Annotated in this window: 17 protein-coding genes; 7 read left to right on the forward strand and 10 right to left on the reverse strand. The window is 68.0% G+C overall.

The features are described from left to right. Positions 1 to 91: 91 nt before the first annotated feature. From coaBC to QMX81_RS09425, 3 genes are read left to right on the forward strand one after another with little or no spacing between them, the layout of a single operon-like run. Entirely contained in the window at positions 92 to 1,351 is a 1,260-nt protein-coding gene (gene coaBC / locus QMX81_RS09415) for a bifunctional phosphopantothenoylcysteine decarboxylase/phosphopantothenate--cysteine ligase CoaBC (protein ID WP_282260885.1), read from the forward strand. Further along, positions 1,348 to 1,821 (forward strand): dUTP diphosphatase, encoded by a 474-nt coding sequence (gene dut / locus QMX81_RS09420; RefSeq protein WP_046272982.1) that lies wholly within the window; start codon positions 1,348 to 1,350, stop codon positions 1,819 to 1,821. The genes coaBC and dut overlap by 4 nt, the downstream gene beginning before the upstream one ends. Before the next feature lie 12 nt (positions 1,822 to 1,833). After that, complete coding sequence (locus QMX81_RS09425) at positions 1,834 to 4,182, forward strand: phosphomannomutase/phosphoglucomutase (RefSeq protein WP_121044090.1); 2,349 nt, start codon at positions 1,834 to 1,836, stop codon at positions 4,180 to 4,182. Between the two features lie 41 nt (positions 4,183 to 4,223). Here QMX81_RS09425 and QMX81_RS09430 read toward each other — a convergent pair whose 3' ends face one another. The 8 genes from QMX81_RS09430 to pyrE all read right to left on the reverse strand — a co-directional run bounded on the left by QMX81_RS09430 (position 4,224) and on the right by pyrE (position 14,119). Beyond that, complete coding sequence (locus tag QMX81_RS09430; protein ID WP_121044087.1) at positions 4,224 to 4,943, reverse strand: response regulator transcription factor; 720 nt, start codon at positions 4,941 to 4,943, stop codon at positions 4,224 to 4,226. Then, on the reverse strand, positions 4,924 to 7,584 hold the full coding sequence (locus tag QMX81_RS09435) for a sensor histidine kinase KdpD (RefSeq protein WP_282260889.1): 2,661 nt from the start codon (positions 7,582 to 7,584) through the stop codon (positions 4,924 to 4,926). The genes QMX81_RS09430 and QMX81_RS09435 overlap by 20 nt, the downstream gene beginning before the upstream one ends. Positions 7,585 to 7,621: 37 nt before the next feature. Further along, complete coding sequence (kdpC, locus tag QMX81_RS09440; protein WP_282260891.1) at positions 7,622 to 8,293, reverse strand: potassium-transporting ATPase subunit KdpC; 672 nt, start codon at positions 8,291 to 8,293, stop codon at positions 7,622 to 7,624. Continuing rightward, a complete protein-coding gene (gene kdpB, locus QMX81_RS09445) occupies positions 8,290 to 10,341 on the reverse strand; it encodes a potassium-transporting ATPase subunit KdpB (RefSeq protein WP_282260893.1) in 2,052 nt (683 codons plus the stop codon). The genes kdpC and kdpB overlap by 4 nt, the downstream gene beginning before the upstream one ends. Before the next feature lie 11 nt (positions 10,342 to 10,352). Next, complete coding sequence (kdpA, locus tag QMX81_RS09450; RefSeq protein ID WP_282260895.1) at positions 10,353 to 12,071, reverse strand: potassium-transporting ATPase subunit KdpA; 1,719 nt, start codon at positions 12,069 to 12,071, stop codon at positions 10,353 to 10,355. Positions 12,072 to 12,083: 12 nt separating this feature from the next. Further along, complete coding sequence (locus QMX81_RS09455; RefSeq protein ID WP_019183961.1) at positions 12,084 to 12,176, reverse strand: potassium-transporting ATPase subunit F; 93 nt, start codon at positions 12,174 to 12,176, stop codon at positions 12,084 to 12,086. A 602-nt stretch (positions 12,177 to 12,778) separates the two neighbouring features. Further along, the gene (locus QMX81_RS09460) at positions 12,779 to 13,441 is read right to left on the reverse strand and encodes a hypothetical protein (RefSeq protein WP_121044072.1); all 663 of its coding nucleotides are present in this window, start codon (positions 13,439 to 13,441) and stop codon (positions 12,779 to 12,781) included. Between the two features lie 18 nt (positions 13,442 to 13,459). Further along, positions 13,460 to 14,119, reverse strand: coding sequence for an orotate phosphoribosyltransferase (gene pyrE, locus QMX81_RS09465; protein WP_282260899.1), 660 nt, complete (start codon positions 14,117 to 14,119; stop codon positions 13,460 to 13,462). A gap of 207 nt (positions 14,120 to 14,326) precedes the next feature. On the opposite strand from pyrE, the gene QMX81_RS09470 reads away from it, so the two are divergent. The 3 genes from QMX81_RS09470 (at position 14,327) to QMX81_RS09480 (ending at position 16,728) form a co-directional block, all read left to right on the forward strand. Beyond that, complete coding sequence (locus QMX81_RS09470) at positions 14,327 to 15,127, forward strand: exodeoxyribonuclease III (protein ID WP_121044505.1); 801 nt, start codon at positions 14,327 to 14,329, stop codon at positions 15,125 to 15,127. Next, entirely contained in the window at positions 15,124 to 16,419 is a 1,296-nt protein-coding gene (locus tag QMX81_RS09475; protein WP_121044068.1) for an MFS transporter, read from the forward strand. Before QMX81_RS09470 ends, QMX81_RS09475 begins: the two co-directional genes overlap by 4 nt. An 81-nt stretch (positions 16,420 to 16,500) precedes the next feature. Further along, positions 16,501 to 16,728, forward strand: coding sequence for a hypothetical protein (locus QMX81_RS09480; RefSeq protein WP_121044065.1), 228 nt, complete (start codon positions 16,501 to 16,503; stop codon positions 16,726 to 16,728). Positions 16,729 to 16,797: 69 nt separating this feature from the next. On the opposite strand, the gene QMX81_RS09485 is transcribed toward QMX81_RS09480, so the two are convergent. Both QMX81_RS09485 and QMX81_RS09490 read right to left on the reverse strand, forming a co-directional pair. After that, complete coding sequence (locus QMX81_RS09485) at positions 16,798 to 17,925, reverse strand: anhydro-N-acetylmuramic acid kinase (RefSeq protein ID WP_121044502.1); 1,128 nt, start codon at positions 17,923 to 17,925, stop codon at positions 16,798 to 16,800. A 66-nt stretch (positions 17,926 to 17,991) separates the two neighbouring features. Further along, positions 17,992 to 19,455 (reverse strand): peptidoglycan DD-metalloendopeptidase family protein, encoded by a 1,464-nt coding sequence (locus tag QMX81_RS09490; RefSeq protein ID WP_121044062.1) that lies wholly within the window; start codon positions 19,453 to 19,455, stop codon positions 17,992 to 17,994. A 168-nt stretch (positions 19,456 to 19,623) separates the two neighbouring features. Between QMX81_RS09490 and tyrS the strand changes: the two genes are divergently transcribed. Beyond that, complete coding sequence (gene tyrS / locus QMX81_RS09495) at positions 19,624 to 20,835, forward strand: tyrosine--tRNA ligase (protein WP_121044059.1); 1,212 nt, start codon at positions 19,624 to 19,626, stop codon at positions 20,833 to 20,835. Positions 20,836 to 21,247: the final 412 nt, after the last annotated feature.

Consider the following 21,247-nt stretch of genomic DNA (forward strand, 5'->3'; position numbering starts at 1 on the left):
CGAAAACCTGCCTCCTTATGCCGCTGGCGCATCAGGCGGCTTACGGACCATCGGGTAAGCTAATCGCCTCGGTTCGACAGGAACACCCAAGGTGGCTGACTCCCCCCAGGCTTCTCCGGCGTCCGCGCGCCCGTTGGAAGGCCAGAAGCTGTTGTTGTGCGTTGGTGGCGGGATTGCTGCCTACAAGTCGCTGGAACTGGTGCGCCGCCTGCGCGATGCCGGAGCCCAGGTGCAGGTCGCGATGACCGCCGGGGCCCAGCAGTTCGTCACCCCACTGAGCTTCCAGGCGCTGTCCGGCCAGCCCACCCGCACCACCCTGTGGGACAGCGCGGCCGAGCAGGCCATGGGCCATATCGAGCTGGCACGCTGGGCCGACCGCATCGTGGTCGCGCCGGCCACGGCCGATCTGCTCGCGCGCCTGGCCAACGGCCACGCCGACGATCTGGTCACCACCCTGTGCCTGGCCACGACCGCGCCGCTGACCGTGTGCCCGGCGATGAACCACCGCATGTGGCTGCACCCGGCCACCCAGGCCAATATCGGCCTGCTGCGCGAGCGCGGTGCCCAGGTGATCGGGCCGGAAGACGGTCCATTGGCCGAAGGCGAGTCCGGCCCCGGTCGGCTCACCGAACCGAACGCGATCGTGGCCGCGCTGGCCGCGCTGCACGCGCCGGCCCCCGCCGAGCCACCGCCGAGCAGTGAACTGAAGGGCCTGCGCGTGCTGATCAGCGCCGGCCCCACCTATGAAGATATCGACCCGGTGCGCTACGTCGGCAACCGCAGCAGCGGCAAGATGGGCTACGCCCTGGCCGCCGCCGCCGCCCGCCTGGGCGCGCAGGTGGTGCTGGTCAGTGGCCCGGTCCAGCTGGCCACGCCCGCCGGTGTGCAGCGCGTTGATGTGCGCTCGGCCGCGCAGATGCGCGAAGCGGTGCTCGGTGCGTTGCCGGCCGACATCTATATCGGTGCGGCCGCGGTGTCCGATTACACCCCGCGCCAGGTTGCCCCGCAGAAACTCAAGAAGACCGCCGACACCCAGAGCCTGACCCTGGAACTGGTGCGCACCCCGGACATCCTGGCCGAAGTGGCCACGCAGACCAACGCGCTCAAGCTGGTGGTCGGCTTCGCCGCCGAGACCCACGATGTGGAGAAGTACGCGCGCGGCAAGCTGGTCGACAAGCGCCTGGACCTGGTGATCGCCAACCAGGTCGGGATCAGCACCGGCGGTTTCGAGAGCGATGAAAACGCGGCCACGGCCTACTGGCAGGGCGGCGAACAGGTGTTCCCCGGCACCTCCAAGGCTGTGTTGGCCGAACAACTGTTGTCCCTGATTGCCCAGAGGTTGCACGCATGACCATCGATTCCTCCCTGCAGCCGTTGCAGGTCAAGCTGCTCGACCCGCGTTTCGGCGACGAATGGCCGCTGCCGGCCTACGCCACCGAACACAGCGCCGGGCTGGATCTGCGCGCCGCGCTGGAGACCGAACTCACCCTGCAGCCCGGCGACACCGCGCTGATTCCCAGTGGTATCGCCATCCATATCGCCGATCCGAACCTGGCCGCCGTGGTGCTGCCGCGCTCCGGGCTTGGCCATCGCCACGGCATCGTGCTGGGCAACGGCACCGGCCTGATCGACGCCGATTACCAGGGCCCGCTGCTGATCAGCGCCTGGAACCGCGGCCGTGAGCCGTTCACGCTGCAGCCCGGCGATCGCATCGCCCAGCTGGTGGTGCTGCCGATTGCACGCGTGGCGCTTCAGGTAGTGGATACTTTCACCGACAGCGCCAGGGGAACGGGTGGATTCGGCCATACCGGGGTGCGCTGACAGGGGAGCTTCATGAGCAAGGCGAAGGCGGAAGGACGGCCGCGGTTGACCACAGGGCGCTCGGTGCCGCTGTTGGCCGTGCTGCTGGTGTTGTTGGCGGTCTGGTTCGGGTGGAGCGGTGTGCGCCAATGGCGTCAGGCGGCCGTTGGCGCCGAGCTTGAACAGTCGCGCGATCAGGTGGTCGAGGGGCTGCAGACGGCGCTGACCGGTCAGCTTGGCACGTTCGGCAAGGTGCTCAAGACCGAGCGCGTTGCCAGCGCACTGGCCAGCGGCAACGCACACGGTGCCGCCGTCGCCATCCGCGAAGGCTGGCCCGGTGTGGAAGACGTCCAGATCCTCACCGCCGATCTCGATGCGGCCTACGCCGATCCGAAGGCCTTCGGCTACTCGCGCCTGGCCCTGCTCGAGGCGGCCATCGCCGATGACAAACCCGTCGGCCGCGTGGTGCGCGATGCCGGCGGACAGCGCCTCGGCCTGGCCGCGGCGGTGGAGCTTGGCCCGCAGGGGGCGGCCGTGGTCTACGTGCGCCAGCCGCTGCTGCGGCTGACCGGCATATTCGACCAGGTTGCCGTGCCGGGCGCCGGCTATCTCGCCCTGCGCCAAGGCAATCACAACGTGATTGAACAGGGCAGCCGCGGGCTGTCCGGCGGCGCTGAAGCGCTGGCACGTCCGGTCGGCACCAGTGGCCTGCGTCTGTCTGCCGCGGTGCCGGACATCGAACCGGGCCCGTTGGGCCTCGGCGCGATCTCCAGTGCGGTTGTCGCCGTGTTGCTGCTGTTGATCGCCGTGCTGCTGGTGCTGGGCAAAGGCAAGGTGCCGTTGCCGCGCCGCCGCGGTGCCGCCGATAGCGCCGCCGACACCGGCCCGACCTTGAGCGAAAGCCTGGCCCAGGCCCCGCTCGCGGTGGCCGCCGTCGAGAACGTTGACGAAACCGCAGCGGCAACGCCGCCGCCGTCCGTGCCGGGCGAGACCGTCGCGGCCGAGATCTTCCGCGCCTACGACATCCGCGGCATCGTCGGCCGCGAGCTGACCCCCAAGGTCGCCGCCCTGATCGGCCAGGCGGTCGGCTCGGTGCTGCAGGTCCAGGGCCTGCGCGACATCGTGGTGGGCCGCGATGGTCGCCTGTCCGGCCCCGAGCTCACCGCCGGCCTGATCGAAGGCCTGCGCCGCGCCGGCTGCAACGTCACCGATATCGGCCTGGCGCCGACCCCGGTGGTGTACTTCGCCAGCTACCACCTGCGCGCCGGCAGCTGCGTGGCGGTGACCGGCAGCCACAACCCGCCGGATTACAACGGCTTCAAGATCGTGGTCGGCGGCGAAACGCTGTCCGGCGATGCGATCACCGAGCTGTACCACCGCATCCGCGATGGCCAGTTGCACGTGGCACCCGAGCCGGGCAGTTTCCAGACCCGCGACGTGAATGCCGATTACATCCAGCGCATCGCCGATGACGTGCAGCTGGATCGCCCGCTCAAGGTGGTCGCCGACGCGGGCAATGGTGTCGCCGGCGAGCTTGCCCAGCCGCTGCTGGAAGCGATCGGTGCCGAGGTCATTCCGCTGTACTGCGATGTGGACGGCACCTTCCCGAACCACCATCCGGACCCGAGCGACCCGCACAATCTGGAAGACCTGATCCAGACGGTGAAGCGCTTCGATGCGGATATCGGCCTGGCCTTCGATGGCGACGGCGACCGTCTCGGCGTGGTCACCCGCGAAGGCAGGATCATCTACGCCGATCGCCTGCTGATGCTGTTCGCCGCCGATGTGCTGATGCGCAACCCGGGCGCGCTGGTGATCTACGACGTGAAGTGCAGTGGCAAGCTCTCCGATTACGTGCTGCGCAACGGTGGCAGCCCGCTGATGTGGAAGACCGGCCATTCGCTGATGAAGGCGAAGATGCGCGAAACCGACGCCGAGCTGGCGGGCGAGATGAGCGGGCACTTCTTCTTCAAGGAACGCTGGTTCGGCTTCGACGATGGCCTGTACGCCGCCGCGCGCCTGCTGGAGATCCTTGCCCAGCGCGAAGAGAGCCCCTCGGAGGTGTTGGACGAACTGCCCGACAGCGTCTCCACCCCGGAGCTGAAGGTGCCGGTGGACGCGGGTACCCCGCACGCGCTGGTGTCGTTGTTCGTGTCCTCGGTGCAGGTGGAGGAGTCGCCGTTCGCCGGCGCGCGCCTGTCCACCATCGACGGCCTGCGTGCCGACTTCCCCGATGGCTGGGGCCTGGTGCGCGCGTCCAACACGACGCCGGTGCTGGTGCTGCGTTTCGAGGCCGATGACGAGGCGGCGCTGGAGCGCATCAAGGCACTGTTCCGCGCGCAGCTGCAACCGCTGCTGCCGGGTGTGGAACTGGGTTTCTGACCCCGGGAGGGCGCATCCACGCATGGCGTGGATGCCGTTGATCACCCCTTGAACCGAAGCCCCACGCCCGGCTCGGTGAACAGATAGCGCGAATCCAGCGCCGAATCGCCCAGCTTGTGGCGCAGCTTGCCGACCAGGATCCGCAGGTAATGCGTGTCGTGCTGATGCGTCGGCCCCCAGATCTCCTGCAGGATCTGCGGCTGGGTCACCACCCGCCCGGCATTGCGCAGCAGCAGCGACAACAGCGCGTACTCCTTGCGCGTCAGCGCCACCGGCGCACCGTCCAGATGTACTTCGCGCCGCACCAGGTCGATATGCAGGTGCCCATCATCGAACTGTGGCAGCACGCCCTCGCTGGAGACCGTGCGCGAGCGCAGCAGTGCACGCACGCGCGCCATCAGCTCCTGCGTGCCGAATGGCTTGGTCACGTAGTCGTTGGCGCCGGCATCCAGCGCCCGCACCTTCTCGGTCTCGCTGGCGCGCACGGTCAACATGATCACCGGCACCTGGCTCCACTGGCGCAGCTCGCCCAGCACGTCATGGCCTTCCATGTCGGGCAGGCCGATATCCAGGATCACCAGGTCCGCCCCTTCGCCGACCAGCGCTTCCAGCCCGGCCTGGCCGGTCGCGGCCTGGGACACGCGGTAGCCCTGCGCGCGCAGGCTGATCTCCAGGAAGCGCCGGATCTGCGCTTCATCGTCGATCACCAGCACGCGCGCCGGGGGCACGCCGTGGGAAGCCTCAGGAATCGTCGTTGTCATCGGCAGGTTGGGGGTGCAGCAAGGGCAGGGTGATGCGGATCAGGGTACCGCGTCCGTCGCGCCCCGGCAGCGCCTGCACGCTGCCGCCATGCGCGCCGATCATGCCCTGGCAGATGGTCAGGCCCAGCCCGGTACCATGCCGGCCGCGGTCGCCGCGTTCCACGCTGTAGAACATGTCGAAAATGCGGGCCCGCTCGTCGTCGGGAATGCCCGGCCCGGCATCGAGCACATCGATGCGCAGTTCGCCGTCGACCAGCCGCGCCTGTACCTCCACCGCCGCGCCGGGCGGAGAGAACTTGGCCGCGTTCTCCATCACGTTGAACACCGCCTGCTCGACCAGCGCCGGATGCACCCAGATCGGCGCCAGTTCAGCGGGAATATCCAGCTTCAGCAGCACGTCGGGCTGATAGCGCTGCAGGCGCCGCGCAGCCGAACCGACCAGTTCGTCCACACCGATCCAGTCGCGGTTGATCTGCAGGCCGTCATGGCCGAGCCGGGTCATGTCCAGCAGGTTCTGGATGTAGCGATCCAGGCGCTCGCCTTCGACCAGGATGGTGTCCAGCAGGGCGCGCCGGTCACTGGCATCCATTGCATCGGCGTAGCTGGAGAGGCTGTCGGCCGAGCCGATCATCGCCGCCAGCGGCGAGCGCAGGTCATGCGACACCGAGGACAGCAACGCCGAGCGCAGCCGCTCGGTCTCGTTGCTCACGTGCGCCTTCTCCAGATCCGCCACCAGCTGGGTGCGCAGCGCGGCCTGGGCGATGTCGTCCACCATCGCCTCGGCCAGCTGGCGCTGCTCCGGCGTCAGCCGCGGCGCCTCGCGCGGGAAGCGCATGCCGGCCACGCCGATCGCCCGGTCGTCGCCGTCCAGCAGCGGCAGGAACCACCAGCCCGCGCCGGCCAGCGTATCGGTGAAGCGTCCGCTGGGCTGGCCATGCCGGTGCGCCCAGTCGGCCGCGGCCAGATCGGTATCGCCCGGCGCGGCGCTGCCACTGGCGCTGGTGTACTGGCCGATGCGCAGCCACGCCGGGGCATCCATCGCCTGCTCCAGCGCCTCGCGGCCGGCCTGGGCGACCTGCTCGTTGCTCGGCGCACTGGCCAGCTGCCGGCCCAGTGCTTGGCGCGCATGCGCGTGCCGGTTGGCGGCGCGCAAGGCCACCACCTGCATGCGCAGGCGCGAGGCCAGCCGCCCGGCCACCAAGGCTGCGGCCAGGAACAGGAAGACTGTGATCACGCCCTGGCGCGCGCTGATCGCGAAGGTGAAGCGCGGCGTGATGAAGAAGAAGTTGTAGGCCAGGAAACACAGCGCCGCGGCGATCACCGCCGCACTGGTGCGGCTGCGCGCAGCGACCATCACCACCGCCACGATGAACACCATCGAGAGGTCGTACAGCCCGATCCAGCGTTCGGCGATCAGCGCCACCAGGCAGGCAACGGCCGTAGCGCCGAGCGCCAGCAGCGCATCCTTGCCGGCACTGCGGCTGGGTATCGACAGCCCGGACCGGCGCGCCCGCGCGCGCGCCTGTGGCGTACCGATGATGGTGATCTCGAAATGCGCACCGCGCCGGATCAGCTGCTGGGTCAGCGTGCGGTTGAGCATGCGCGCCAGCGGGCGCTCGCGCGTGCGGCCGAGCACCAGCGTGGAGACACCGTTGTGTGCGGCATGGTCAAGCAGTGCATCGGCGATGCTGGAGCCATGCAGCAGCTCCGCTTCACCGCCGAGGCGGCGGGCGAGGGCGAACGCCGCATCGATCTCGCGTCGGGTCTGCTCGTCATGCGCGCGCGCCTGCACCGTCACCACCGTCCACGGCGCATCGCGCCGCTCGGCGATGCGCCGGCCGACCCGCACCAGGTACTCACTCTGGCCGCCGCCATCGATCGCCACCAGCACCCGCCGGCGCAGCGGCAGGTTGCCTTCGCCGCGCGCGGCACGGGTCTCGCGCAGGCTGCTGTCCACGCGGTCGGCCGCTTCCTGCATCGCCAATTCGCGCAGCGCGGTCAGGTTGGCCGGCGAGAAGAACGCCTGCAGCGCCTGCGCGGCCTGCTCCGGCACATAGACCTTGCCCTGCTGCAGGCGCTCGATCAGCTCGCGCGGCGGCAGGTCCACCAGCACGATGTCGTGCAGGCGGTCGAGCACCGCATCGGGCACGGTCTCGCTGACCCGCACCCCGGTGATCCGCATGACCACGTCGTTGAGGCTTTCCAGATGCTGGATGTTGACCGTGGTCCACACGTCGATGCCGGCATCCAGCAGCTCCATCACGTCCTGCCAGCGCCGCTCGTGGCGGCTGCCGGGCACGTTGCGATGCGCCAGTTCGTCCACCAGCACCAACGCCGGGCGACGCGCCAGCACTGCATCCAGGTCCATCTCGTCCAGTGCGTGCTGTTGATACTCGCGCTGCAGCAACGGCACCTGCGGCAGGCCCGCCAGCAGCGCCGAGGTCTCGGCGCGGCCGTGGGTTTCCACCAGCCCGATCACCACGTCCACGCCGCGGCGCAGCTGCTCGTGTGCGCGGGTGAGCATGCTGAAGGTCTTGCCCACGCCGGGGGCCGCACCCAGGAACACGGTGAGTTTGCCGCCCGCTTCGCGCTGCAGGCTGTCGACCAGGGCATCGGCCTGGCGGGTACGGGAGTCGCTCATGGGCGGGGATTGTGCGCCCAGGACAATGCGCAGCGCATCAAGGCATCCCGTGGAGCCGAGCGCTGCCCAGCTGTCCGCCCTGCGTATCCAACGCCAGGTTCAATGTCATCACGTTCACCCGTGGCTGCCCGAACACGCCCCACTGCGGGCCCAGCGTATGCGCCTTCACCAGCGCCGCCACCTGGTCCACCGGCAGCCCACGACTGCGCGCCACGCGCGCGATCTGCACCTGCGCCGCCGCCGGCGACAGCTCCGGATCCATCCCCGCGCCGGACTGGGTCACCAGATCGCCCGGCACCTGCGCGGCGGCCACGCCTTCGCGTGCGGCCACCGCGGCGATGGCGGCCTGCACGCGCTCGCGCAGGGCAGGATTGCTGCGCGCCATGTTGCTGCCGGCGGCGGCCATCGGGTCGTAGTTGGCCGCCGAGGGCCGCGCCTGGAAGTAGCCATCGCCGACGAACGGCTGGGCGATCAGCTGCGAGCCACGCACCTGCCCGTCGCGGATCAGCAGGCTGCCATCGGCCTGCGCCGGGAACAGCAGCCGGCTCACACTGGTCGTGGCCACCGCATAGGCCAGGCCGAGCAGCAGCAGGCTGCTCACGCCGAGCACGAGGGCCGGGCGCCAGGCGCTGTCCTGCTGCAGGTGGAGGGAGGCGGCTGCGCGACTGCGCGCCGAACGGGGAACAGAAGCAGCTAGCGAGCGGTTCATGCGCCGAACACCGAGACAAGGAAGAGGTCGATCAATTTGATGGCCGCAAACGGCAGCAGCACGCCACCCAGGCCGTACACCAGCATGTTCCGGCGCAGCAGTGCGGTCGCCGTGGCCGGGCGGAAACGCACCCCGCGCAACGCCAGCGGGATCAGCGCCGGGATCACCAGTGCGTTGAAGATCAGCGCCGCCAGCACCGCATTGCGCGGGCTGGACAGGTGCATCACGTTCAACGCCGCCATCGCCGGCAGGGTCGAGGCGAACAGCGCCGGCAGGATCGCGAAGTACTTGGAGACATCGTTGGCCAGCGAGAACGTGGTCAGCGCACCGCGGGTGATCAGTTGCTGCTTGCCCACTTCCACCACCGCCAGCAGCTTGGCCGGATCCGAATCCAGATCGACCATGTTGCCGGCTTCCTTGGCGGCCTGGGTGCCGGAGTTCATCGCCAGGCCGATGTCGGCCTGGGCCAGTGCCGGTGCATCGTTGGTGCCGTCGCCGACCATCGCGACCAGGCGGCCGCCGGCCTGCTCGGCGCGGATGCGGGCGAGCTTGTCTTCCGGGCGGGCCTCGGCGATGTAATCGTCCACGCCGGCCTCGGCCGCGATCGCCGCAGCGGTCAGCGGGTTGTCGCCGGTGATCATCACCGTGCGGATGCCCATCGCACGCAGCTGCGCGAACTTCTCGCGCATGCCGTGCTTGACCACGTCCGACAACTCGATCACGCCCAGCACATGGCGCCCTTCGCACACCACCAGCGGGGTGGCACCGTTGCGCGCCACCTGCTCCACGCGGCCTGGCAGCTCCGACGGCACCGTGCCGCCCAGCTCACGCACGTACGCGGTGATCGCATCGGAGGCGCCCTTGCGGATGCGGCGGCCGCCGTCCAGATCGACGCCGGACATGCGGGTCTGCGCGCTGAAGGCCAGATACTCCGCGCGGTCCGGCTCGGCCGTGGTGCAGCCCTGCTCACGCGCCAGCCGCACCACCGACTTGCCTTCCGGGGTCGGGTCGGCCAGCGAGGACAGCAGTGTCGCCTCGCGCAGCTGGCTGGCATCGATACCGGCAAGGGCATGGAAATGCGTGGCCTGGCGGTCGCCGTAGGTGATGGTGCCGGTCTTGTCCAGCAGCAGCACGTCCACATCGCCCGCCACTTCCACCGCCTTGCCGGATTTGGCCAGCACGTTGGCGGCCAGTGCGCGGTTCATGCCGGCGATGCCGATCGCCGGCAGCAGGCCGCCGATGGTGGTAGGGATCAAACACACCAGCAGCGCGATCAGCAGCAGCGGATCAACCCGCACGCCAACGAATGCCCCGATCGCCGGCAGCGTCGCCACCACCACCAGGAAGGTCAGCGTCATCGCCGCCAGCAGCAGGGTCAGGGCGACCTCGTTCGGGGTCTTCTGGCGGTTCGCGCCTTCCACCAGCGCGATCATCCGGTCCAGGAAGCTGTGCCCGGGCTCGGCCGTGATGCGCACGATGATCTGGTCGGAAAGCACCTTGGTGCCACCGATCACGCCACTGCGGTCGGTGCCGGCCTCGCGCAGCACGGGCGCCGATTCACCGGTCACGGCGGCTTCGTTGATCGTGGCCAGGCCCTGCACGATCTCGCCATCGGCCGGGATCAACTCGCCGGCACTGACGATCACATGGTCGCCCGGGCGCAGCTCGGCGGCCGGGACCTGGGTCTCGCTGGCACCGGCATGCGCAGCGGCCAGCCGGCGCGCGCTGAGGTCCTGGCGGGCCCGCCGCAGCGAGGCGGCCTGGCCGCGGCCACGCGCTTCGGCGACGGCCTCGGCGAAGTTGCCGAACAGCACGGTCAGCAGCAGGATCGCGGTGACCGCCAGGCCGAAGCCCAGCGGCGCATTGCCGGTCAGCGTCACCAGCGCGCTCACCACCGTGCCGACCATGACCACCGCCATCACCGGGCTGTGCAGCAGGTGCCGCGGCGAGAGCTTGATCACGGCATCGCGCAGGGCACGGCGCCAGCCGGCGCCATCCAGCAGGCGCTGGCGGCGGTGGGAAGAAACGTTCAACGGATACGTACTCATGGGAGGCGGTCTCAGTGCAGCGTCAGCGACAGGTGGTCGGCCACCGGGCCAAGGACCAGTGCCGGCATGAACTGCAATACGGTGAGGATGACGATCAGCGCGATCAGGGTCAGCGCGAAGGTCGGGGTTTCGATCTGCAGCGTGCCGGCCGATTCCGGCGTCCGCCGCTTGGCCGCCAGCTGCGCGGCCACGATCAACGGGATCACCAGCACGGGGTAGCGGCCCAGCAGCAGCACCAGGGTGCAGCTCAGGTTCCACCACACCGTGGCATCGCCGAGGCCCTCAAAGCCCGAGCCGTTGTTGGCGAACGCCGAGGTGTACTCGTAGAACACCTGGCTGATGCCGTGGAAGCCAGGGTTGGAGGTGCCGGTGATCGATGGGATCGCCAAGGTCAGCGCGGTGAAGCCCAGGATGGTGATCGGCTGCAGCAGCACCAGCAGCGCGAGCAGGCGCACCTGCGGCGTTTCCAGTTTGCGGCCGAACAGTTCCGGCGTGCGGCCGGTCATCAGCCCGGCCAGGAACACGCCCAGCATCAGGTACACGATGAACTGCTGCAGGCCGCAGCCGATGCCGCCCCAGATCGCGTTGACCAGCATGTTGACCATCGGCACGGCACCGGCCAGCGGGCTGAGCGAGTCATGCATGCCGTTGACCGAACCGTTCGACACCTGGGTGGTGATCGCGGCCCACAACCCCGTGCCATCGGCACCGAAGCGCACTTCCTTGCCCTCCATCAGCAGCGGGCTGGCGGCGGTGGCCGAGTGACCCTCCAGCCACACGGTGGCGGCGATCGACACGCTGGACATCGCCAGCATGCAGCCGAACACCAGCCCGGCCAGGCGCTTGCGTCCGGTAAATGCGCCGAGCATGAAGATCACCGCGATCGGGATCAGCAGGATGCCGATCAGTTCCAGCGCATTGGACAGCGGGGTCGGGTTCTCCAGCGGCATCGCGCTGTTCGGGCCGTACCAGCCACCGCCGTTGGTGCCCAGCTGCTTGGCCGCGACCATCGCCGCGACCGGGCCGAGCGGAATCTTCTGCGTCTCCATGCCGGCCGCGGCATCGATCGGCGTGGCCTGCGGACCACCGGCGAGCGTGGCGGGCACGCCCTGGCTGGTCAGCAGCACCGCCCACAGCAGGCACAGCGGTAGCATGAAGCGCACGCACGCGCGCACCACATCGGCGTAGTAGTTGCCCACATCGACACGGCGGTCCGCACTGAGCAGCGCGGCCTGGTCGGCCGGCACGTCCTCGGGGCGCGCACTGAACAGCGCGCGCAGGGTGGCCACCACCAGCGCCAGGCCCATCATCGGCGTCACCACCTGCAGGCCGGTGATCGCGGTCATCTGCGAGAAGTAGGACAGCTGCGCCTGGCCGGAATAGTGCTGCTGGTTGGTGTTGGTCAGGAACGACACCATCGTGTGCAGCGCGGTATCCCAGCGCAGGTTGGGGATCTGGTCGGGATTGAACGGCAGCCAGGCCTGGGTCATGAAGACCGCCTGTACCAGCACCGCGATCACCACGTTGCTGAGCAGGAAGGCGCCCACGTAGCCACGCCAGGACATGCCGCGCGCCGGGTTCACCCCGAGCAGCCGGTACAGCGGTTTTTCAATCCACCCGAACAGCGCGTCGCCGCGCATCGGCCCACCGCGCATCACCCGGGCCAGGTACAGCCCCAGCGGAAAGGCCAGCACGATGCTGGCCAGCAGGATCAACAGGATCTCGGTCATGGTCGGCTCCGGTCAGAAGGTTTCGGGCCGAAGCACGACGTACAGCAGATAGGCGGCGGCAACGAGCACCAACACACCGCACAGCAGGGAAAGCCAGGCAGACATGGTCGTGGCCTCAAACGCGGGAAAGGGAGCGCGCGGTGCACGGGGCACCGGCGGGGAAGACAGGCATATACGGGCTCATGGGACGTCCAGGTGGAACCACTCCACGTCAGGCGCTCATGGTCTGCCTGCCCGGCATAAACGCTCCACGCCCGAAACCCGCGACTCCCGTAAAAAGTGCATAAAAAGGTGCGTCTGTGGTGCGAACGTTACGTCCCGCAGCGACCGGCAGGCCCCTCGGCAAATGTCCCCCAGCCGCCGCCTGACGGCGACAGCCTCCTCCTTGATTTTGCCCAGGGACCTACCGGCCGCTACGGAGCTCAGCGTGCGGTACGCGTGCGAGACAGCGAACTTGCTGTTGGCCGCCAGTGGTCTGTACACGTGGGGCGCGATGCCCTTGTGGGCGAAATAAAGGAGGAGGGGGCGGCCGCAGGCCGACGCCGGGGGACATTCGCCGGCAAGGGCGTCGCGCTCCAGCGCCCGACCAACTCACCGCTCCTGCTTCCGGAAAAGTTCAGAGCGCGCTCCGTGCCTGCCGCAAGGACAAAAACCAAAAAGGCGACCCAAAAGGCCGCCTTCGTTTCAACGCAATCGCACATCCACCCTTACCCGCGCGGATCGCTCCCCACACCCTTCAACAACCGATAGCGCTGCAGCGTGCTCTCGATCTCCACATCCAGCGCCCGGCGCTGCTGCTCGAACGAGGCCTGCATGCGCCGCTGCGCCACCAGCTCGGCATGCCGCTCACGGATGCGCTCGGCCTGCTTGTCCGGCACCGGCTGGCCATCCAGCTCGCGGTTGCCCGCAGTGGCCAGCAGGGTGACCAGCGCATCACGCACGCTGGCCACGTTGTAACTGGCGGTGTGGATGTTGTTGTCCAGGATCCCGCTGCGCTCGGCGAACACCCGGCGCAGCTCGTCCTCGTTTTCATACGTGGCCAGCATCGCCTGCTCGGTGCGCTGGCGGGTCTGCTCGGCGGCGAGGTCCAGGCGTTGCTGCGCGGCCTGCGCAGCGGCATCGGCGCGCTCTTCGTCGGTCAACGCGCGCTGCACTTCACCACTGCGCATGCCGCTGCGCAGGTTGAACTCCTCGCGCGCGCTGTTCACCGCCTCCTGGGGCAGGGCATCACTGCAGATCCGCTCGCTGCCCTTGTTCCAGCAGTACAGCTTCTTCGGCGTCGCATCAGCCGTGCGCTTCTGCGCCTGGGCAGGCAACAGCGGCACGGCCAGCAACAGGCCGACAACGGTGAACGTGGCAAACCTGGACATGGTGAAAGCCCCCTGCTCTCAACGCGTAGGACGGCTGCCGTAGCGGGAACGATAGTCCTCCAGCGGCTGCCGGTAGCCGACAAGTTCCGGATTTCCGGAGGCAAAATCAAGCAGGTCGGCCAGCGTGGCCACGGCGACCACCGGAATGCCGGCTTCTTTGGCCACGGCCTGCGCGGCCGAACGGCGGTCGGTTTCCGAGGCGATCTCCTGGCGGTCCAGTGCGACCACGATGCCGGCCGGGGTGCCACCGGCGCCCTTGATGATCGCCAGCGCTTCGCGGATCGCGGTGCCAGCGGTGATCACGTCATCCACGATCAGCACGCGCTTACCGTTCATGTCGGCGCCGATCAGGTTGCCGCCTTCGCCGTGGTCCTTGGCTTCCTTGCGGTTGAACGACAGCGGCAGGTCGCGGCCGCGTTGGGCGAACTCACAGGCGGTCGCGGTGGCCAGCGGAATGCCCTTGTAGGCCGGGCCGAACACGACGTCGAACTTCAGCCCGGTCGCTTCCACGGCATCGGCGTAGCACGCCGCCAGCTGGGACATCCGCGCGCCGGAATCGAACCGGCCGGCATTGAAGAAATAGGGGCTCAGACGGCCGGACTTCAGGGTGAACTGGCCGAAACGCAGGGCATCGGCGGTCAGGGCCAGTTGCAGGAAACGGTGGCGATGGTCGCTCATCAAGACTCAATTCAATTCATTTGGAGCGCAAATCCTAATGCATGCCCGCACTTTTCCGCTCGCCGGCACCTGCGGCCCGGTGTCGCACGGGTTGGCGAGACGGCATCGTCAGGTGCCCGCGGGCGGCAATCGCGTCCGTTTCCAGCCAGCCCCTGCAAGGGCCGAAACGGTATGCTCTTGCCGGTATCGTTCCAGACCCGGGTCAGCATGCGCATCATCAGTTTCAACGCCAATGGCATCCGTTCCGCCGCCACCAAGGGCTTTCTCGAGTGGTTCCGCGCCCAGGACGCCGATGTCCTGTGCATCCAGGAAACCAAGGCCCAGGAAGACCAGCTGACCGACCCGATGTTCCGCCCGGACGGCCATCACTGCTTCTACCGCGATGCCATCACCAAGAAGGGCTACAGCGGCGTGGCGATCTACAGCAAGCGCGAGCCGGACCAGGTGATCACCTCGCTGGGCTGGGCCCCGTTCGACGATGAAGGCCGCTACATCGAGGCCCGCTACGGCAACCTCAGTGTGGTCTCCTTCTATATCCCCTCGGGCAGCTCGGGCGATCTGCGCCAGGGCTTCAAGTACGAAGTGATGGAGTGGCTGCGCCCGATCCTGGCCGGGTGGCTGGCCAGCGGCCGCGACTACGTCCTGTGCGGCGACTGGAACATCGTGCGCTCCGCGCTGGACATCAAGAACTGGAAATCCAACCAGAAGAACTCCGGCTGCCTGCCGCCCGAGCGCGACTGGCTCAACGGCCAGTGCGTGGACGCCGACCAGGCGCTGGATATCGCCGCCGGCCAAGGCTGGACGGATGCCTACCGCCTGCTGCACCCGCAGGGTGAGGACTACACATGGTGGAGCAACCGCGGCCAGGCGCGCGCCAACAATGTCGGCTGGCGCATCGATTACCAGTTCGTCAGCCCGGGCCTGCGCGACCGTCTGAGCAGCTGCTCGGTCTACCGCGATGAGCGCTTCTCCGACCATGCCCCGTTCACGGTGGACTACGCCCCATGACCGAGGCGGTCGAGCCGTTGTCCTACAAGGGCTGGGCGGGGATCAAGCGTGCCTTCGGCACGCCCTCGGCGCTGACGATGGCCTTCCTCGGCTTCGGCAGCGGCCTGCCGTTCCTGCTGATCGCCTCGCAGACCCTCTCCACCCGGCTGCGTGATGTCGGCCTGGACCTGGGCAGCATCGGCCTGATCAGCCTGGCCAGCTTCTTCTATCTGATGAAGTTCGTCTGGGCGCCGCTGATCGACCGCTACGCATTTCCGCTGATCGGCTTCCTGGGCCGGCGCCGTTCCTGGCTGCTCGCCTCGCAGATCGCGGTCACCGGCGGGTTGTTCGCGCTGGCGTTCGTCCGCCCCGAACTCGGCGTCACGCCACTGGTCCTGTGGGTGCTGGTGGCTTCGTTCGCCGGTGCCACCCAGGATTCGGTGGTCGACGCCTACCGCATCGAGATCGCGCCGGAGAGCGCCCAGGCGGCACTCGCCGCGACCTACACGCTGGGCTATCGCATCGGCCTGATCCTGGCCGGCGCGGGCGCGTTGTACCTGGCCCAGTTCGAGAGCTGGATCGTGGCGTACCTGGCCATGGCCGCCTTGATGATCCTGCCGATCATCACCACGCTGCTGTGCCGCGAGCCGGAGCAGCCGGAAGTGCGCATCCAGCGCCGGATCGATTTCTTCGGCGCGTTCTGGCAGCCGATCGCCAGCTTCTTCAGCACCAACGGTGTGGTGCTGGCGCTGGTGCTGCTGGCCTTCGTCGGGCTCTACAAGTTCCCGGATCAGGTGATCGGGGTGATGGCCGGTCCGTTCTATCTGGATTCGGGCTTCACCAAGGCCGATATCGCTACCGTCTCCAAGCTGTTCGGGGTGTGGATGGGCATCGGCGGTGCCTTCCTCGGTGGCATCGCGGTGGCCGCGTTCGGCTTCCGCCGCATGCTGCTGGTCGCCGCGCTGGGCGTGGCGCTGTCCAACCTGGCGTTCCTGCTGATGGCGCACAACCCGGGCCAGCTGTGGGCGTTCTATGCGGCGCTGAGTGCGGACAACCTGTTCCAGGGCTTTGCCGGCACCGTGCTGGTCGCCTTCATGTCCTCGCTGACCGACCGCAACTTCACTGCCACCCAGTACGCGCTGCTGGTCTCGCTGGCCAACCTGCCGGGCAAGTTCGTCGGCGGCGTCTCCGGTTACATCGTGGAGGCGAGCTCCTACAGCACCTTCTTCATCCTCAGCGCCACCACGGTCATCCCGACCCTGCTGCTGCTGATCTGGCTGTGGCCACGGATCCGGGACCGCAGCACGGCCTGACGGGTTTGCGTGCCGGCAGGGCCTGATGGATCATGCCGGCACAGTGACCGCGGGGATGGCGGCGCGCCAACGGGGAGAACGATGGCTGATCTACTGCTGCGGGAGGTGGACCCGCTGTTGCTGGAACGTATCCGCCGCATTGCGGTTGCGCGCGGCTGGACCCGTGAGGACGCCTGCGTGGCGCTGCTGGAGCAAGGCCTGTTCGCCAGCGAACTGGAGGTCCGCAGCGGCTTCCACGATCCCGAGGTCGACGCGCTGGCCGATGCCATCGCCGCCCTGCAGGCGTTGCCGGACGCGCAAGGGCTGTAACGGCCCGCCACTGCTGCCCGGCGCAGGCGTGATCACGGTGCACCCCGCGGCGCCCGGCACCGCGCCACCTCAGGCGGGATGGATCGCCCCCAGAATCCGGGGTCCGCGCGCACCACTCACGCTCGGCAGATTGCCCGGCAGCCCGGCCAGCGTGCGCTGTGCCAACCACGCAAACCCCATCGCCTCCAGATAATCCGGATCCAGCCCGTGCACCGCGCTGGACTCGATCACCACGCCCGGCAGGCGCGCGCCGAGGCGCCGCAGCAGCTGCGGATTGCGCACGCCACCGCCGCAGACCAGCACCCGCCTCGCGCCCGGAAGGTGCGCCAGCAGCGCATCGGCCACGGTGGCGGCCGTCAGTTCCAGCAGGGTTGCCTGCACATCCGCGCCGGAGACCTGCCCCTCGCCCAGCTGCGCCTGCGCCCAGTCCAGGTGGAACTGCTCGCGCCCGGTGCTCTTCGGCGGCGGCAACGCAAACCAGGGATCGGCCAGCCAGCGGGCCAGCAGCGCCGCATCGACCTGGCCACTGGCCGCGAACGCGCCATCGGCATCGAACGGTTCGCCGCGATGGCGCTGGCACCAGGCATCCATCAGCGCATTGGCCGGGCCGGTATCGAAGCCGCGCGGTGTCCCGTCGCGCGGGATCAGGGTGAGATTGCCGATGCCGCCCAGGTTGAGCACGGCGCGGTCTTCATCGCTGTCGCCCAGCATCGCCAGGTGGAAGGCCGGCATCAGCGGCGCGCCATGCCCGCCAGCGGCGACATCGCGGCGGCGGAAATCGGCCACGGTGGTGATGCCGGTCAATTCGGCGATGCGGTTGGCATCGCCGATCTGCATCGTGAAGGCTGGATCAGCCAGCGGCCGATGGCGCACCGTCTGCCCATGCGAGCCGATCGCCTGCACCTGGGTGCGGTCGATGCGCGCGCTGTCCAACAGGCGGTTGGCGGCCGCGGCGAAGGTGATCCCGACCTGGGCATCAAGGCGGCCCAGTGCATCAAGCGAGGTGATGGTGCCGCCTTCCCCCAGCGCGATCAGCTCGGCGCGGATGGCCGGATCCCAGTCGTGGGTCAGGCCTTGGACAAAGCGGCAGCCGCCCTCGGCGGGGAACTGCACCAGCGCGGCATCGATGCCGTCGGCGCTGGTGCCGGACATCAGGCCCAGGTAGAGCGGGGTGGTGGGATCAACAGCAGAGGTCATGGCCAGGCGGTCCAACGGGTTGCGTGCAGCTTCCGCGCAACCCGTTGCCGCCGTCAATCGCAGCGATCAGCCGCGGTTGGATTTGACCGGCTTGCCGGCCTTCGCCGTGGCCGTATCGGTGGCCTTGGCATCCGGTGCCGGGCTGGCATCGGCGTAGATCAGCTTCTCCATGCCCTGGATCCGCGCCAGCGCGGGGGCGGTCTGGGCACGGAAGGCAGCCAGCTCGGCGCCCTGCAGCGGCTCCGGCGGCGGCATCGTCACCGACAGCGGATTGCGGTGCACGCCGTTGACGCGGAATTCGTAGTGAAGGTGCGGGCCGGTGGCCATGCCGGTCGAGCCCACGTAGCCGATCACGGTGCCCTGGGCCACGCGCTGGCCAGTCTTGATCTTGCCGAACCGCGACATATGCCCGTACAGGGTGGTGTGGCCGCGGCCATGATCCAGGATCACCACGTTGCCGTAACCGCGCTGGGTCCCGGCGAACTGCACGCGGGCATCGCCGGCGGCCATGATCGGGGTGCCGGTACGCGCGGCGTAGTCCACGCCCTTGTGCATGCGCATCTTGCCCAGCACCGGGTGCTTGCGCGCGCCGAAGCTCGAGCTCAAGCGCGCGAACTGGATCGGCATGCGGATGAAGCTCTTCTTCAGCGGGCGGCCGCTGGCATCGAAGTACTCCGATTTGCCGTTGCGGTCGAAGCGGAAGCCGCTGTAGGTCTTGCCGCCCGAGCTGAAGGTCGCCGCGAGGATCTTGCTGGTGTCCACCTTCTCGCCTTCGCGCCAGGTTTCATCCAGCACCACGCTGAAGCGGTCGCCCGGCTGCAGGTCCTTGGAGAAGTCGATGTCGTACTTGAAGATTTCGTCGGTCATCGTGGCAATCGCCGAGGGCGACAACCCCGCCTTGCGCGCGGCGGCATACAGGGAGCTGGTGATCTCGCCACTGGCGACCACGCGGCGGGTCGAGCTCTCGCGCTTACTCACCGTTTCGGTGATCTTGTCGCCAGCCAGGGACAGCTCCACGCGGTTGTCGGCATCGCGGTCGAAGCGGATCGTGCGCAGCTCACCGGACAGCGGCAGGTCGAAGGCGATCTCCGCACCCGGGCGCAGCTTGGTCAGCGATTCGCGCACACCGGGGTGCTCCAGCACCTGGTGCATCACCGTGGCCGGGATGCCGGCCTGGTCGAACAGATTGCTCAGGGTCTGGCCGCGCTGCACGCGCAGCACCTGCCAGCTGTCGCCCGGGGTCTGCTGCTGGCGTTCCAGCGACAGCGGCGGCAACGGCAGCGCCAAGGTCGAATGGCTGACCGAGTAGGGCGAATCGATGGTGTGCGAGAAGCCGGGGACGATCGTGGCCACCAGGGCGCCGATGGTGGCGAACAGGCTGGCGTGCATCCAGTGGCGGCGGGTCCAGCGCTGGTTGAAGGCCGCGGGAAGATGCTGTTTGAGCTTCCGATGGAGGGCGGTGTCGTGGAGGACGTTGAGACGTTCCTTGAAGCGCTGCTTGCGCGCGCGGCCTTGATCGGAATTGAGCATCGTCGGTCTGTTCCTGGCTGGCCCGGGAGCGCGGGCCCAAACGTCGGTAACATAGACAGGTATAAATACCGCGTCAAACCCTTGTGCCTATTGGCTTTTGTGAAGCACCTGCGGTTAACTTGTACTTAACGTCATTCATATAAATAAGGCATTGCCGGGAGTTGTCACGTGTCCTCGATTGAAGAAGCCATTGCCCTGATCGGGCGAGGCGCCGATGAGATCCTCAAATCCGACGAACTGCGCCAGCGTCTGGAAAGCGGCCGTCCGCTGCGGGTCAAGGCCGGCTTCGACCCCACCGCACCGGACCTGCACCTGGGCCACACCGTGCTGTTGAACAAGCTGCGCCAGTTCCAGGACCTCGGCCACCAGGTGATCTTCCTGATCGGCGACTTCACCGGGATGATCGGCGACCCCTCGGGCAAGAACGTCACCCGCAAGCCGCTCACCAAGGAAGATGTGCTGGCCAACGCGCGTACCTATGAAGACCAGGTCTTCAAGGTGCTGGACCGCGAAAAGACCGAAGTGCGCTTCAATTCGGAGTGGTTCGGCAAGATGGCCGCCGCCGACATGATCCGCCTGGCTGGCCAGCACACCGTGGCGCGCATGCTCGAGCGCGACGACTTCGCCAAGCGCTATGCCGCCCAGCAGTCCATTGCCCTGCATGAGTTCCTGTACCCGCTGGTGCAGGGTTATGACTCGGTCGCGCTGGAAGCGGACGTTGAACTGGGCGGTACCGACCAGAAGTTCAACCTGCTGATGGGCCGTGGCCTGCAGGAGCACTACGGGCAGAAGCCGCAGATCGTGTTGACCATGCCGTTGCTGGAAGGCTTGGACGGTGTGGCCAAGATGTCCAAGTCGCTCAACAACTATATTGGTATCAGCGAACCGGCCATCGACATCGTCACCAAGACGATGAAGATCGGCGATGACCTGATGTGGCGCTGGATCGAGCTGCTCTCCTTTGATATCAGCCAGGCCGAGGCCAAGGCCCTGCGCGAACAGGTCCAGGCGGGCGGGTTGAACCCGCGCGAGGTGAAGCTGCGCCTGGCCCGTGAGCTGACCACCCGCTTCCATGATGCGGCGGCGGCCGAACAGGCCATCGCCGGCTGGAATGCCGCGGTGACCGGGCAGGGCGATGTGACCCTGCTGCCGCTGCAGGAAGTGACCATTCCGGCCGAAGGCCTGCGTATTGGTGCCCTGTTGACGGCTGCCGGCCTCACCCCAAGCAACTCCGAAGCCTCCCGCAAGCTCAAAGAGCGTGCGGTGAAGGTGGATGGCGAGGTGGTGGAGGATGCCCAGCAGGTGTTCGTGCCCGGTTTCGAAGGCCTGCTGCAGGTTGGCAAGCGCACCTTCGCACGCGTGTTGCTGGTCGCGGCCTAAGTGGCACAAGGGGTTCGGGCGATCCGGACCCCTTCCAGCATGAATGTGGGCGAGACCACGTGAAAAAATGTCGTCCACCCCCTTCACAAACGACCCGGATAGGGACATACTTTCCCTCCCCCGACGCAGGGGCCACCGCAAGGCGGCAACCGCGAAGGAACAGGACTTCAACTGCTTCGAAAGAAGGTGTTGACGGAAACGAAAAGCCTGACATAATAGGCGGCTCGCAACGACGAAAGCCTCTGAGGCGAACGACGAAGCGGCATCGGCAACAACGGTTCACTACGGTGAAGCGGCCTTGAAAAAAGGTGTTGACGAAGCAGATAAGCCGGTCTATAATGGGCGGCTCGCAACGACGGAAACGTCGGGGCACACGGAAGAAGGCGCTGAGGCCGATTCCAAAGTTCTTTGA

It is taken from the genome of Stenotrophomonas sp. PS02301 (genome assembly GCF_029959485.1).
Classification (GTDB): Bacteria; Pseudomonadota; Gammaproteobacteria; order Xanthomonadales; family Xanthomonadaceae; genus Stenotrophomonas; species Stenotrophomonas maltophilia_Z.